Origin of the sequence: Vibrio fortis (assembly GCF_024347475.1) — a bacterium.
GTDB lineage: Bacteria > Pseudomonadota > Gammaproteobacteria > Enterobacterales > Vibrionaceae > Vibrio > Vibrio fortis.
This window is the reverse complement of sequence record NZ_AP025487.1, coordinates 2838022-2851408: the sequence shown is the minus strand read 5'-3', so window position 1 is coordinate 2851408 and position 13387 is coordinate 2838022. Positions and strand designations below refer to the sequence as shown.

Genomic DNA, 13387 nt, shown 5'->3' with positions numbered 1-13387 from the left:
GGTCAGTTAATTAACCAATTACAGTGCTGCGATAGTCGCTTTCTGCTCTTCAAGCTTAGCTAGTGTTTCTTGGTAGCCAACTAGCTTCTCACGCTCTTTCGCGATAACCGCTTCAGGTGCTTTAGCAACGAAACCTTCGTTACCTAGCTTGCCTTCGATACGCTTGATTTCGCCGTGCGTTTTCTTCACTTCTTTATCAAGACGAGCAAGTTCTGCATCTTTGTCGATAAGACCCGCCATAGGGATCATCAGCTCAGATTGACCCACTAGCTTAGTCGCACATGCAGGCGTTTCAGCATCTTGAGCAAGAACAGTTAGGCTATCTAGCTTAGCAAGAGAGTTCAGAACCACCTTGTTTGCTTCGATACGCGCCGCGTCTTTCTCGTTAGCAACTTTGATCATCACTTCTAGACCTTTGCTTGGTGCAATGTCGTACTCTGCACGTAGGTTACGGATAGCCGTGATGAAAGTCTTAACCCATTCGATGTCTTCTACGATCTCAGCGTCGAAGTTCTCTTCGTTAAACTGAGGAAGCGCTTGAGTCATAATAGTGTCGCCTTCAACACCGTCTACTAGCGGCTTAACGCTTTGCCAGATAGATTCAGTGATGTAAGGAAGCACTGGGTGAGCAAGACGTAGTGTCTTCTCTAGAACAGTGATCAGCATGTAGCGAGTCGCTTGTTGCTGAGCTTCTGTACCTTTCCATAGAACTGGTTTAGTTAGCTCTAGGTACCAGTCACAGAATTGGTTCCAGATGAATTCGTAAAGCGTGTTTGCTGCCATGTCTAGACGGTAGTTGTCTAGATGAGCGTTAAACTCTTTCGCTGCTAGTTCAAATTGAGATTCAATCCACTTATCCGCTAGAGAGAATTCCATGTTTGCACGGTCTTCAGCAGATAATGACATGCCACAATCGTGCTCTTCTGTATTCATCAGTACGTAACGGCTTGCGTTCCATAGCTTGTTACAGAAGTTACGGTAACCTTCAAGACGCTTCATGTCCCAGTTGATGTCACGGCCAGTAGAGGCCATAGCAGCAAGAGTGAAACGCAGTGCGTCAGTACCGTATGGTTCGATACCGTTTTCGAAAGTCTTACGCGTATTCTTCTCAATCTTCTTCGCTAGTTGAGGCTGCATCATGTTGCCACAACGCTTCTCTACTAGAGACTCAAGGTCGATACCATCGATCATATCGATAGGGTCAAGAACGTTACCTTTAGACTTAGACATCTTGTCGCCGTTTTCGTCACGGATTAGGCCGGTAACGTAAACTGTCTTGAATGGTACTTGTGCTTTACCATTTTCATCTTTGTTGAAGTGCATGGTCATCATGATCATACGCGCAACCCAGAAGAAGATGATGTCGAAGCCCGTTACTAGAACGTCTGAAGGGTGGAATGTCTTCAGGTCTTCAGTTTGCTCAGGCCAGCCTTGAGTACCGAATGTCCATAGTGCAGAAGAGAACCATGTATCTAGTACATCGTCGTCTTGGCGAAGAACGACTACAGGTGCAAGGTTGTTGTTTGCACGTACTTCTTCTTCAGTACGGCCTACGTATACATTGCCGTCGTTGTCGTACCATGCTGGGATACGGTGACCCCACCAAAGCTGACGAGAGATACACCAGTCTTGAATGTCACGCATCCAAGAGAAGTACATGTTTTCGTATTGCTTAGGTACGAACTGGATTTCACCGTCTTCAACCGCTTTAACAGCAGGCTCAGCAAGAGGTGCAGCGCGTACGTACCATTGGTCAGTTAGCATTGGCTCGATAACAACACCACCACGGTCGCCGTAAGGCACGGTTAGGTCGTGATCTTTGATTTCGTCTAGTAGACCAAGCTCTTCAAATTCAGCAACGATAGCTTTACGTGCAGCGAAACGCTCCATGCCGTGGTACTTAGCAGGCAGTTCTGTAGAGTAAACATCGCTCGCTTCACCGTTAGTTGTGAAGACTTCAGCCGCATCACGGATGTCTGCGTTGAAGGTCAGGATGTTAATCATTGGTAGGTTGTTGCGCTTACCAACTTCGTAGTCGTTAAAGTCGTGCGCAGGTGTGATCTTCACACAACCTGTGCCTTTTTCCATATCTGCGTGCTCATCACCTACGATAGGGATCAGACGGTTAACGATAGGAAGAAGGATCTCTTTACCGATAAGATCTTTGTAACGTGGATCTTCTGGGTTTACAGCAACACCAGTATCACCAAGCATTGTCTCAGGACGAGTGGTTGCAACAACAATGTAGTCTTTACCTTCAGCGGTCTTCACGCCGTTCGCTAGCGGGTAGCGGAAGTGCCACATGTGACCTTTTTTGTCTTTGTTTTCAACTTCAAGATCAGAAATTGCAGTGTGCAGTTTTGGATCCCAGTTTACTAGACGTTTGCCACGGTAGATTAGGTCTTCTTCGTATAGACGAACAAACACTTCTTGAACCGCGTTTGATAGGCCGTCATCCATTGTGAAACGCTCGCGGTCCCAGTCTACAGATGCGCCAAGGCGACGAAGCTGCTTAGTAATTGTGCCGCCAGATTCGTTTTTCCATTCCCAGATTTTGTCGATGAAAGCGTCACGGCCGTAGTCGTGCTTAGTTTTGCCTTCTTCTGCAGCAATCTTGCGCTCAACAACCATTTGAGTTGCGATACCAGCGTGGTCAGTACCCACTTGCCAAAGGGTGTTTTTACCCTTCATACGCTCAGCACGGATTAGAGTATCCATGATAGTGTCTTGGAACGCGTGACCCATGTGTAGGCTACCAGTGACGTTCGGTGGCGGAATCATGATGCTGTAAGCTTCTTTTGATGTGTCACCGTGTGGCTTGAAGTAGCCTTTCTCTTCCCAAGCCTGATACAGGGCTTGTTCGATTGATGTTGGGTTATATGTCTTTTCCATAGTGCTCTTTTACGGATACTGTGAATGGTTAATCTTGGTCAAACTTCATAAGTGAAGCTTCTTGAACCTTAATTCAAAGATAGCTTTAACTATGAGGTTTGACTATGGATGCTGAATCTCAATCGTTTGTAATTGATACCCAGCTTGACGGTAAATTTTATACCTTTCGCGCGCGAGTTGCTTCGCTTTTTCTTCGCAAGGCACGAAGTCTATCACCTGAGCAAAGGCGTTCGCAAAGGTTGTATGATTATCGGCCACATTTATTACCAGTTGACGGTTCCAATTAGGCTTCACGCCTTCGTAACCGATTTCAATATTAGTGGCATACTTTGGACCTTCACCAACCAAGTTGTGCGCCATAAACTGCTCGGGTTCGACTTGCCAGAAGATTTCTGCAAGGCTCTCGGCGTGCGTTTTGTCGTTACAGTTTAGGTAGAGTTTTGCGCCTTGCTTAGCAAAGTGATGAGCGAGAAACAGCACGTACTCGGCAAAACCTTGTGGTTCTGCTTGAGGGCTGTCTGGCGACACGATGTAAAAAGTGGCTGTCTGCATAACGCTATCCAAACTCGATAAAAGCGAGGGATAAATTTCCCATCATTACTAAAAAAGGGCCCGTAGGCCCTTTTTATTATTTTGAAGATTACTCTTCAGTCTCATGGCCGCTGCGGTTCAATAAGAATTGGACTAGCATTGAGACTGGACGACCAGTAGAGCCTTTCGCTGCACCAGACTTCCACGCAGTACCTGCGATATCGATGTGTGCCCAGTTGTATTTCTTAGTGAACTTAGACAAGAAACAACCAGCAGTAATAGTACCGCCAGGACGGCCACCGATGTTTGCCATGTCAGCAAACGGGCTGTTTAGTTGCTCATGGTACTCGTCTGCCATTGGTAGACGCCATGCACGGTCACTTGCTTGCTCAGAAGCGTTAACTAGTTCGTGAGAAAGTGGGTTGTGGTTCGATAGAACGCCACTGATGTGGTGACCTAGAGCGATAACACATGCGCCTGTTAGCGTTGCAACGTCAACCACACAATCTGGTTCGAAACGCTCAACGTAAGTGAGTGCATCACAAAGAACCAAACGGCCTTCCGCGTCGGTATTTAATACCTCAACAGTTTGACCAGACATGGTTGTTAGGATGTCACCTGGACGGTAAGCATTGCTGCCCGGCATGTTTTCACAACCAGCAAGGATACCAACAACGTTGATTGGCAGGTTCAATTTAGCCAGTGCTTTCATTGTACCGAATACAGACGCAGCACCACACATGTCGTACTTCATCTCATCCATACCTTCACCAGGTTTAAGTGAGATACCGCCTGAATCAAACGTTAGGCCCTTACCGATAAGTACAATTGGTTTTGCATCAGAATCTGGTGCGCCTTTGTACTCCATGATAGACATCATAGATTCGTTTTTAGAACCACGACCTACCGCTAGGTAAGAAGTCATGCCCAGTTTTTCCATCTCTTCTTCACCAATGATTTTAGTTGTCACGGTGTCGAAGTCGTCAGCAAGACGACGAGCTTGAGATGCAAGGTAAGCAGGGTTAGCAATGTTTGGTGGCATGTTGCCAAGGTCTTTCGATGCTTTTACACCAGAAGCAATTGCTAGACCGTGAGAGATTGCTTTCTCACCTAGGCTTAGTTCACGACGCGTTGGTACGTTGAATACTAGCTTACGCAGTGGGCGGCGAGTTTCTGGCTTATTGCTCTTGAACTGATCGAACGTGTAAAGGCCATCTTTAGTCGCTTCAACCGCTTGGCGAACTTTCCAGTAAGTGTCACGACCTTTAACGTGCAGCTCAGTAAGGAAACATACGGCTTCCATAGAACCGGTTTCGTTAAGCGTGCTGATGGTCTTTTGGATAATTTCTTTGTATTGGCGCTCACCAAGTTCACGCTCTTTACCACAGCCTACTAATAGAACTCGTTCTGAAAGTACACCTGGTACTTGATGCAGTAGCAGCATCTGGCCTGGTTTACCTTCTAGGTCACCACGGCGAAGTAGTGAACTGATGTAGCCATCGCTAATCTTATCTAGCTGTTCGGCTACAGGAGAAAGGCGGCGTGGTTCGAATACACCGACAACGATACATGCGCTGCGTTGTTTCTCTGGACTGCCACTTTTTACACTGAACTCCATGCGTACTCCTACATCCTGAAGACAAATAGAACTAAATGTTAGATAATGCGATCTTACTTGTTGGATCCTACAATGGAACTAACCTTATAGAAGAGCGCTAACACTTAGCTAAAAATTTAAAAAATAAAAGGTTCAACGGGAAATTATAGTGATTCAATCAAAAAAACAAGTTTTGTATAGGTAATTTCAGCGTGATTATTGTTAGATATTTGATCCGCGAGACAATCAAGAGCCAATTTGCGATCTTTTTTGTCCTTTTTCTTGTATTTCTTAGCCAAAAGTTTATCAGTGTTTTGGCTGACGCCTCGGACGGTGATATTCCCGCAAGTCTCATTTTATCGATTGTTGGCCTGAACATGCCAGCGATGGGGCTATTGATGTTACCGCTGAGTATTTATATCGGTATTTTGCTGACGTTTGGCCGTTTGTACGCTGAAAGTGAAATCGTGGTGATGAATGCCACCGGTATTGGTAATAAATTTTTGATTCAGGCGGCTCTTTATTTAGCTTTGATTACCGCCAGTGTTGCAGCTTTTAACTCGCTTTGGTTATCACCATGGTCGCAAGACAAGGTTGAACAGTTGTATGAGCAAGTGGCTGCTGAAAATAGTGTCGACTTATTACCTAAAGGTAAATTTGAAAGTACACCTGACGGTTCTTCGGTTGTCTTTATCGATGACATAAAAGGCAATAAACTTGAAAATGTCTTCGTTGCACAGCTCACGCCTCGCGATTCAATCTTACCAAGTGTGATGTTCTCGTCGTCAGGGGATGTAAAAGAGCTGAGTGACGGACGACAAGTGATCGCGATGTATGACGGTACTCGCTATGAGGGCGTTCCAACTCGTGTTGATTATATGATGACGCACTTTGATGAATACGAAGGTCTGATTGGTCAGCGAGATGTGAAGAAGAAAGGCCGTGACTGGGAAGCGATCCCAACTTTGGAACTTATTAATCATCCAGATAATAATGCTAAGGCAGAGTTACAGTGGCGTATCTCCTTGGTGATCTGTATTCCGCTGCTTACCATGTTGGTTGTGCCGTTGTCTGCGGTTAACCCAAGACAAGGTCGCTTCGCCAAAATGGGGCCTGCGATTCTGATCTACCTAACGTACTTCTTAGCGATCAGTGCAACTAAGTCATCAATAGAAGAGGGCAGTATCCCCGCCACGATTGGTATGTGGCCAATCAACGCCTTATTGTTGATTGTAGCGGTCTCTGCAAACTTTATGGATAGCGTGCCAGTAAGGCGCATGAAAGAAAAATTCAAGAAGAAAAGGTTGGCCTAAGCCGTGTTTAAGATTCTCGATTTATATATTGGCAGAACCATTATCTCTACCACTGCTTTGGTGCTTGTCACATTTGTTGGTCTCTCTGGAATCATCAAATACGTAGAGCAGTTAAGAAAAGTAGGGCGCGGTACATACGATTTACTTCAGGCTTTATACTTTGTTCTTTTAAGTATCCCTCGTGATATCGAAATGTTCTTCCCAATGGCGGCGCTGTTGGGAGCGTTGATCGGTTTAGGCATGCTAGCAGCGAGTTCTGAGCTGGTGGTTATGCAAGCTGCAGGCTTCTCTAAGTTAGATATCGGTTTATCGGTACTTAAAACAGCAGTACCGCTGATGATCATCGTAACCTTGCTTGGTCAATGGGGTGCACCACAAGCGCAGAAAATGGCTCGTGACTTAAGAGCTATCTCTATCTCTGGTGGTAGTATTGTCTCGACACGCAGTGGTGTATGGGCTCGAGATGCCAACGACTTTATCTTTATCGCCAAGGTAGATGATGAAAGATTGTATGGTATGAACATGTGGCGCTTTGACCAAGACAAACAGCTACAGTCGACCATCTTCGCTGAGCAGGTTGATTACGACGGTAACAATACGTGGACAATGTCCGATGTGCAGATCACATCATTCGAGGACGATGTTCAAATCACCAAAGAGAGCTTACCGAGTTATTCTTGGCAAACCTCACTTGCTCCCGACAAACTGGCGATTGTTACTGTGAAGCCAGAAGAGCTTTCGTTAAGTGGCTTATATGATTATGTCTCTTATTTACAAGCTTCTGAACAAGATGCGTCTCGTTATGAGCTCGCTTTCTGGCGTAAGGTAACCCAGCCTTTATCTATTGCCGTTATGATGTTGATGGCACTCTCGTTTATCTTTGGACCACTACGAAGTGTAACCATGGGTGCGAGAATTTTGTCGGGTGTAATTGCGGGCTTTACCTTCTATATATCCAGTGAGTTCTTTGGACCCGTCAGCTTGGTTTATCAGATACCTCCTGTGTTTGGAGCGGTGGCGCCAAGCATCGTATTCTTTGGTATTGCTGTGATGCTGCTAAGGCGAAAGTTATAGATGAAAAAAGGGAAGGCGAGTGCCTTCCCTTTTTTGTCTCTGAAATGAGTTTGTGTAATTGCTACTGTGCCTTTGGCAATACTACAACTTGTGTTTTCGCCCAGATATCATGGAAGCCACGTTTTTTAGGATCAAACGGAACACATAAGTTCGCCAAACCAAAGCCAGAAGTGCCTAATCGAATAAGTGCTTGAGTCACGCTAATCGCAGAACCGTCACTGTTTTGTACACGCAACTTCCAAGCTCGCATTCCAAGAGTTTGTCCTGCGCGAGTCCAGAAGAATACAAAGAAGTAGCACCAAACTACGATAAGGTAGAAAGTGTAAGCCGGGCTCCAAATTGGGTGATTGGTTAGAAAGTCGCTCACATCGGCATAACCCGCATGGCTAAACAGTCCCGTTGCCATAAGAGCATGGAGCAGAGCAACAACGACGCCTCCGGCCATCATCTCAATAGCAAGGACAATCAGCGCATCATAGAATAGAGCACCTAAGCGGCGAAACATGCCCGCTTGTGGCAGTGTGTTAGTAGAGGTCATGACTATACTTCTTTTAAAAATTTGGCGTCAGAATATAGGCTAAGCTCAAAAGTGGAAAGAGACATTGCGCACAGCTTATAACTTAGTGGCGAAATTATCGGCAAACACACGGAATTTCAAGTTTTTATACTTGCGACATTCATAAGCATACGTATAATGCCAAGCATCGAAAGGGCAATAGCCCCCAGATAATGCCGGTATGGTGAAATTGGTATACACGACGGATTCAAAATCCGTTGCCTTCGGGCGTGGCGGTTCAAGTCCGCCTACCGGTACCATATTCAATATGATAAAGCCTCGACTCACGTCGGGGCTTTGTTGTATCTGGAGTCTGGGAAACGTTGCCTTTCGCTGTAGCGGCAGGAATGCCTGTCCAATCAGTCCGCCTAACCGGTACCATATATAGAAAGGTCGCTTTTATAGCGGCCTTTCGTCGTTTTGGGCGTTTGTGAATTTGAAATCCAGCGTGTCGGCTTGGATGCAAGCCCAGCCAAGTCGCCTACCGGTGTCATATTTAAATGACAGAGCCTCAACGAAAGTTGGGGCTTTGTTGTATCTGGAGTCTGGGAAACGTTGCCTTCGTTGTAGCTGCAGGAATGCCTGTCCAATCAGTCCGCCTAACCGGTATCATATATAGAAAGGTCGCTTTATAGCGGCCTTTCGTCGTTTTGGGTGTCTGTGAATTTTAAATTCCCAAATGTATAAACATGACAAATGTGTTCAGATTTAATTCACATCTTGGGCGCTACTATAGCTTCATATTCAAAATATTGAGGCAAACAGAATGAGAACATTAATTACCGGAATTTCATTACTTACAGCATTGGTCGCAGGTACAGCTATGGCAGAGGTGAAGGGAGAAGATTTCAATGAATTCCCTAAGCAAGATGCAGCGCATTGTTTTGGCTGGGCTGCAGGGTTAGATAAGAATCAAGATTACGCAAAGTTCATTGTTGAACTATCAAAAGGGCGAACGAAGAGCGTCAAAGAAGACCCGTATATCATGGAAGAGTTTGGTACCGCTATGGGGTATTCAGAAGCAATGGTTGAATTTGCTGGAGTGGAAGCCGCCAATGCGAGATACCAATTAGTTTGTGAACCCATCAAACAAAAATATGCTTTTTAATCTGAGCATAAGATGAAAAGTGGAATTCCGCTGAGATTGAATTCTGTTGCAAGAAAGATCGACTCAGCGGATTTTTGCCTCATTTGATAAATGGAAGCAAGATCTTACTTATTAGTGATAGTTTTGTAATTAATGAGAGGGAAAACTAAGAGGTTCGCTTTAGAAGGGAGAGGGTGAAACTGGTATCATTCCACCTTTGTATCATAATGGTGCTGTCATAATTGTTTTAAATAATACTCGAGGTCTTAGTGTTTGTTTAAACAACAACTTTTGAATTCGACTTTAGCATTGTCTTGAACAACAGTTAGATTTAATCGCGAGTCTTGTACAGCTGAAGGCTCTCAATGTTACGCGTAAATCGAGTATTGGTATGAACATAGTCATTTGTGACGACTCCTCTCTAGCAAGAAAGTCTCTTCAGCGTTGTATATCTCCTGCAGCTTTAGGCATTGTAACCTTTTTGTGTTCGAATGGGCGTGAAGCAATTGCGACTGTTATTGAAAACAAGATCGATTTGATGTTTCTTGATCTCACTATGCCTGAGATGGATGGTTACGAAGTGCTTCAATATTTGCAAGACTACGCAATAAGCACGGATGTAGTGGTGATCTCTGGTGATGTTCAGCAAGAGGCCAAAAGACGATGCATGGAGCTTGGCGCATCTGCGTTTATTGCCAAGCCGTTTAATCAAGACGAAGTCGCTCACCTTATACAAAGCTACGTTTTTAAAAATCCCTCCGCTGTTCAACCTCAGCACTTTGTTCAACAAGAGCCCGATATCGATCCGATCAGTAAATTTAGAGAGATCACCAATATTGCGCTTGGGCGAGGCGCAGCGGTGATTTCTGACCGTATTGGTAAGTTTATTGATCTACCTGTGCCGAATGTAGGGATCGTTGAAGCGAGTGAGTTGAACATGATCATTGCTGATGCCTTGCACAGAGATTCAGTACACGCCGTGACTCAGCGGTTTGTTGGTAATGGTATTCATGGCGAGTCCTTAGTCTGCATGAGAGGACAAGATATAGGTGGATTAGGGCATGCTCTAGGTTTTCCGACTACTGAGTCGAACCATAATGAGATGATACTTAATATTGCCAACTTGTTGGTTTCGACCTACTTGAATTCTCTAGCCAGTCAGTTAGTCGTTGATTTTTCGCTGCGTCAACCCGTGACAGTGGCGAAAAATGAGCAAGATGAGTTCTTATCCATCCACCATGTAGAGCAAAGCGCATTTACTGTCGAATTCACCTATCTTGCTGAAAATCTAGATTTCGAGTGTGAAGTGTTATTGCTTCTAGATGGTGAGTCAGTTGAGACTCTATACCGTTTGATGGAGGTGTTGTAATGAGCCAAATCACCTTCGAAATGGATGAATTGCATTGGGCTTTGCAAGTCATGGATACCATTGATGTTGGGCTAGTGGTGTTAGATATAGAGCATAATGTATGCCTGTGGAATAGTTTTATGCAGAGCTACAGTGGCATCAATGGCGATAAAATCCTGCATCAAAATCTATTTGATGTCGTCCCCAATCTTCCTGAAGAGTGGCTTAAAGCTCAAATTGCCGCTTGTAGTGAACTTAAAAGTCGGATCTTTTCAAATTGGGAAGATAGACCTCATATCTTCGACTTTAAGAACTATTCACCGTTGTCACATCAACGTATCAACATGTACCAGAATTTAGTGATGACACCTTTAACATCGTTAAATGGGCGCGTTTCTCATGTGTGCGTGATGGTGCAAGATGTGTCGGATGTCGCGAGTAGCAAACTGCAATTGCGTGATTCAAATGAACGACTCTCGACGATGAGCCGCACAGATGGATTAACGGGGTTATTCAATCGAGCGTATTGGGAATCGTGTTTATCTAAAGAATACGAAAGTGCAAAGCTATTAACCCAGCCATCGACGTTAGTGATCTTTGATATTGACCATTTCAAGAAAGTGAATGATACCTATGGTCATGGAGCGGGTGACGAAGTCATCCGACAAACTGCTCGCCTACTTAAGAAAACAGCAAGGAACTCTGATCTCTGTGGCCGTTACGGAGGTGAAGAGTTCACGGTATTGTTACCTGGAACAACAGCAGATCAAGCGCATTACTTTGCTGAACGGTTACGTAAAAGAGTGGAAGAGTACGGCGTTGATACCTCCTCGGGTCCTATTAATTTTACGATTAGCTTAGGAGTATGTGAATTATCACCTTGTATCGCGAGTCATTTGGAGTGGCTGGAATCTGCAGACAAAGCACTTTACCAGTCGAAACAATCGGGGCGTAATCAAACGTCACTGTTTCCATTTGACTAGTGTTTTAAGCTATAGAAATTTTATCTCAAATAAATCATAAGATTACCTTTCAATTTATCTTCTGTTGTCTATGTTTTAAATAGACAACAAGGAGATATCTATGCTGAAACTGACCCCTTACCTTTTTTTTGATGGACGTTGCGACGAAGCTTTAGAGTTTTATAGAAAATGTTTTGGTGGCGTCATTCTTTCTAAACAACATTTTAAAGACGCGCCACAAGTGGTTGAAGGGGCTGAACCTGATTGGGTTATGCACGCTGAATTTGAAGCCTTTGGTATGAAGCTTATGATGTCAGATGGTGTTCACGCAAAAGAGCTTCAAGGTAACAATCTCGCTTTATCATTGGTTACAGAAGATATAGCAACGCAAGAGCAAATATTCGAAAGGTTAGAACAGGGGGGAAGAGTGATGATGCCCCTGGCTGATACATTCTGGGGAGCTCGCTTTGGTAAAGTCGAAGATAAGTTTGGTATGCGTTGGATGATACATTGCGACTCAATGAACTGATGCGCAAAGTTGCATAATGAAATTGCTGCCTCATTTGATTAGAATTATAAATAGAGTTTTATAATCAAAGTTATATATAAAATGGGCAGCATAAAAATTACAGTGGACCGTATTCAACCGGGCCTACATATACGATTACCGGTTAAGTGGAATGAACACCCATTTTTATTTAATAGCTTTAAAATCAAAGATGAAGAACAAGTTCGAGTTATCCGTCATCTCGGTATCAAGCACGTCTATATAAACCCTAGTCAAAGCGATACAGCACCTCTACCCGTTGAGCAAGCAGCGTTAGAACCTCTAGATGAAGCGTCAGATGTCTCATTAGAAACAGAGGCTATGTGGAAGCATAAACGTGAGCGAATCGAAACGCTGAGCTCATACCGCCGAAAAGTTAGTCATTGTGAAAAAGAGTTTGAACGCTCTCTTGCACGCATGCGCGCCATCATGACTAAGATAAGAAACCGTCCTTTAGACGCAGCAGAAGAAGTGAAGTCTTTAGTTGATGACATCGTCGACAAGTTTTTAAGTGATGATAATGTCTCACTGCATTTAATGACGGGCCAAGGTGAGTTTGAAGATCTCTATTTTCATTCACTCAATGTTTCGGTTATTGCTCTATTGATCGGTAAAGCGAAGGGTTACGATAGCGATCAACTAAAAGAGTTGGCATTGGGTGCTCTTTTCCATGACATCGGAAAAGTGAAAATTCCGGTGGCTATTCTTCGCAAGCAGACTCCATTAACAGTCCCAGAAGCGAATTACCTTAAGCTACATACTAAATATGGTGTAGATATAGTAGGTGCGATAGAGGGCATGCCTGAGAGCGTTCATAAAGTTATTGCTCAGCATCATGAAATGAATGATGGCTCAGGGTATCCAGAAGGCTTGAAAGAACATGAAATAGATGAGTTTGCCAAAGTGGTTGCGGTCGCGAATGCTTTTGATTCCCTATGTCATAATAGAGTGGCTGCTGAGCAGAAAATCCCTTATCTAGCATTGTCTCATCTATATAAGAGTTGCAAACATCTTTATAGTCATGAAAATTTGAATCACTTGGTGAAGCTTATGGGAGTGTATCCGCCAGGAACGGTGGTTCAGTTGTCCAATGAATCTATTGGCATTGTTATCTCAGTGAATGCGGAACATATCCTTTACCCAAATGTTTTGATCTATGACCCGAGCGTGCCTAGCACTCAAGCCCCGATCATCGACCTAGCAAGTAAGGGGATAAAGATTGAGAGCGCAGTTCATCCAAGTAAGTTGCCACAGCAGGTGCAAGAATACTTAAACCCAAGGGCTAGGATTACTTACTTTTTTGATAGCACTAGCTGATTTATCCACAGGTGCTTGTGGGTATTTTGTATAAAAATGCGTATATTTTTGTACAAATAAGGCTTTGGGCGATATTTGCTCGCTTAACACTTATTTCTCTATTTATTTTCAATTAAAGCTTGCCAATGTGAGGAGCATCTCTATAATGCCGCCTCACTGACAC

At 44.2% G+C, this 13387-nt stretch carries 11 protein-coding genes and 1 tRNA gene; 8 read left to right on the top strand and 4 right to left on the bottom strand.

Going from position 1 to position 13387, the window contains the following annotated elements; genetic code table 11:
• Positions 1-18 precede the first annotated feature (18 nt).
• From OCV50_RS12535 to pepA, 3 genes are all read right to left on the bottom strand, one after another.
• On the bottom strand, positions 19-2892 hold the full coding sequence (locus OCV50_RS12535; protein WP_239841787.1) for a valine--tRNA ligase: 2874 nt from the start codon (positions 2890-2892) through the stop codon (positions 19-21).
• Positions 2893-2994: 102 nt separating this feature from the next.
• Positions 2995-3444, bottom strand: a complete 450-nt coding sequence (locus tag OCV50_RS12530; protein ID WP_150869324.1) for a DNA polymerase III subunit chi — start codon at positions 3442-3444, stop codon at positions 2995-2997.
• A gap of 88 nt (positions 3445-3532) precedes the next feature.
• Positions 3533-5041, bottom strand: a complete 1509-nt coding sequence (pepA, locus tag OCV50_RS12525; RefSeq protein ID WP_239841780.1) for a leucyl aminopeptidase — start codon at positions 5039-5041, stop codon at positions 3533-3535.
• Positions 5042-5232: 191 nt separating this feature from the next.
• Between pepA and lptF the strand changes: the two genes are divergently transcribed.
• Entirely contained in the window at positions 5233-6333 is a 1101-nt protein-coding gene (lptF, locus tag OCV50_RS12520; RefSeq protein ID WP_239841779.1) for an LPS export ABC transporter permease LptF, read from the top strand.
• A gap of 3 nt (positions 6334-6336) precedes the next feature.
• Complete coding sequence (gene lptG, locus OCV50_RS12515; protein WP_239841776.1) at positions 6337-7407, top strand: LPS export ABC transporter permease LptG; 1071 nt, start codon at positions 6337-6339, stop codon at positions 7405-7407.
• A 61-nt stretch (positions 7408-7468) separates the two neighbouring features.
• Here the strand turns inward: lptG and OCV50_RS12510 are convergent, their stop codons facing one another.
• A complete protein-coding gene (locus OCV50_RS12510; RefSeq protein ID WP_261903184.1) occupies positions 7469-7945 on the bottom strand; it encodes an RDD family protein in 477 nt (158 codons plus the stop codon).
• Positions 7946-8138: 193 nt separating this feature from the next.
• On the opposite strand from OCV50_RS12510, the gene OCV50_RS12505 reads away from it, so the two are divergent.
• From OCV50_RS12505 to OCV50_RS12480, 6 genes are all read left to right on the top strand, one after another.
• Positions 8139-8223 (top strand) — tRNA-Leu (locus OCV50_RS12505).
• A gap of 506 nt (positions 8224-8729) precedes the next feature.
• Positions 8730-9071: a hypothetical protein gene (locus tag OCV50_RS12500; RefSeq protein WP_239841773.1), complete on the top strand. Its 342-nt coding sequence runs from the start codon at positions 8730-8732 to the stop codon at positions 9069-9071.
• A gap of 370 nt (positions 9072-9441) precedes the next feature.
• Complete coding sequence (locus tag OCV50_RS12495; RefSeq protein WP_239841772.1) at positions 9442-10419, top strand: response regulator; 978 nt, start codon at positions 9442-9444, stop codon at positions 10417-10419.
• Entirely contained in the window at positions 10419-11381 is a 963-nt protein-coding gene (locus tag OCV50_RS12490) for a sensor domain-containing diguanylate cyclase (protein WP_261903183.1), read from the top strand. Before OCV50_RS12495 ends, OCV50_RS12490 begins: the two co-directional genes overlap by 1 nt.
• Before the next feature lie 100 nt (positions 11382-11481).
• Positions 11482-11889 carry a VOC family protein gene (locus tag OCV50_RS12485; protein WP_239841768.1) on the top strand — a complete coding sequence of 136 codons (408 nt, stop codon included), beginning with the start codon at positions 11482-11484 and terminating at the stop codon, positions 11887-11889.
• Positions 11890-11970: 81 nt separating this feature from the next.
• Positions 11971-13224 carry an HD-GYP domain-containing protein gene (locus OCV50_RS12480; protein ID WP_239841766.1) on the top strand — a complete coding sequence of 418 codons (1254 nt, stop codon included), beginning with the start codon at positions 11971-11973 and terminating at the stop codon, positions 13222-13224.
• Positions 13225-13387 lie beyond the last annotated feature (163 nt).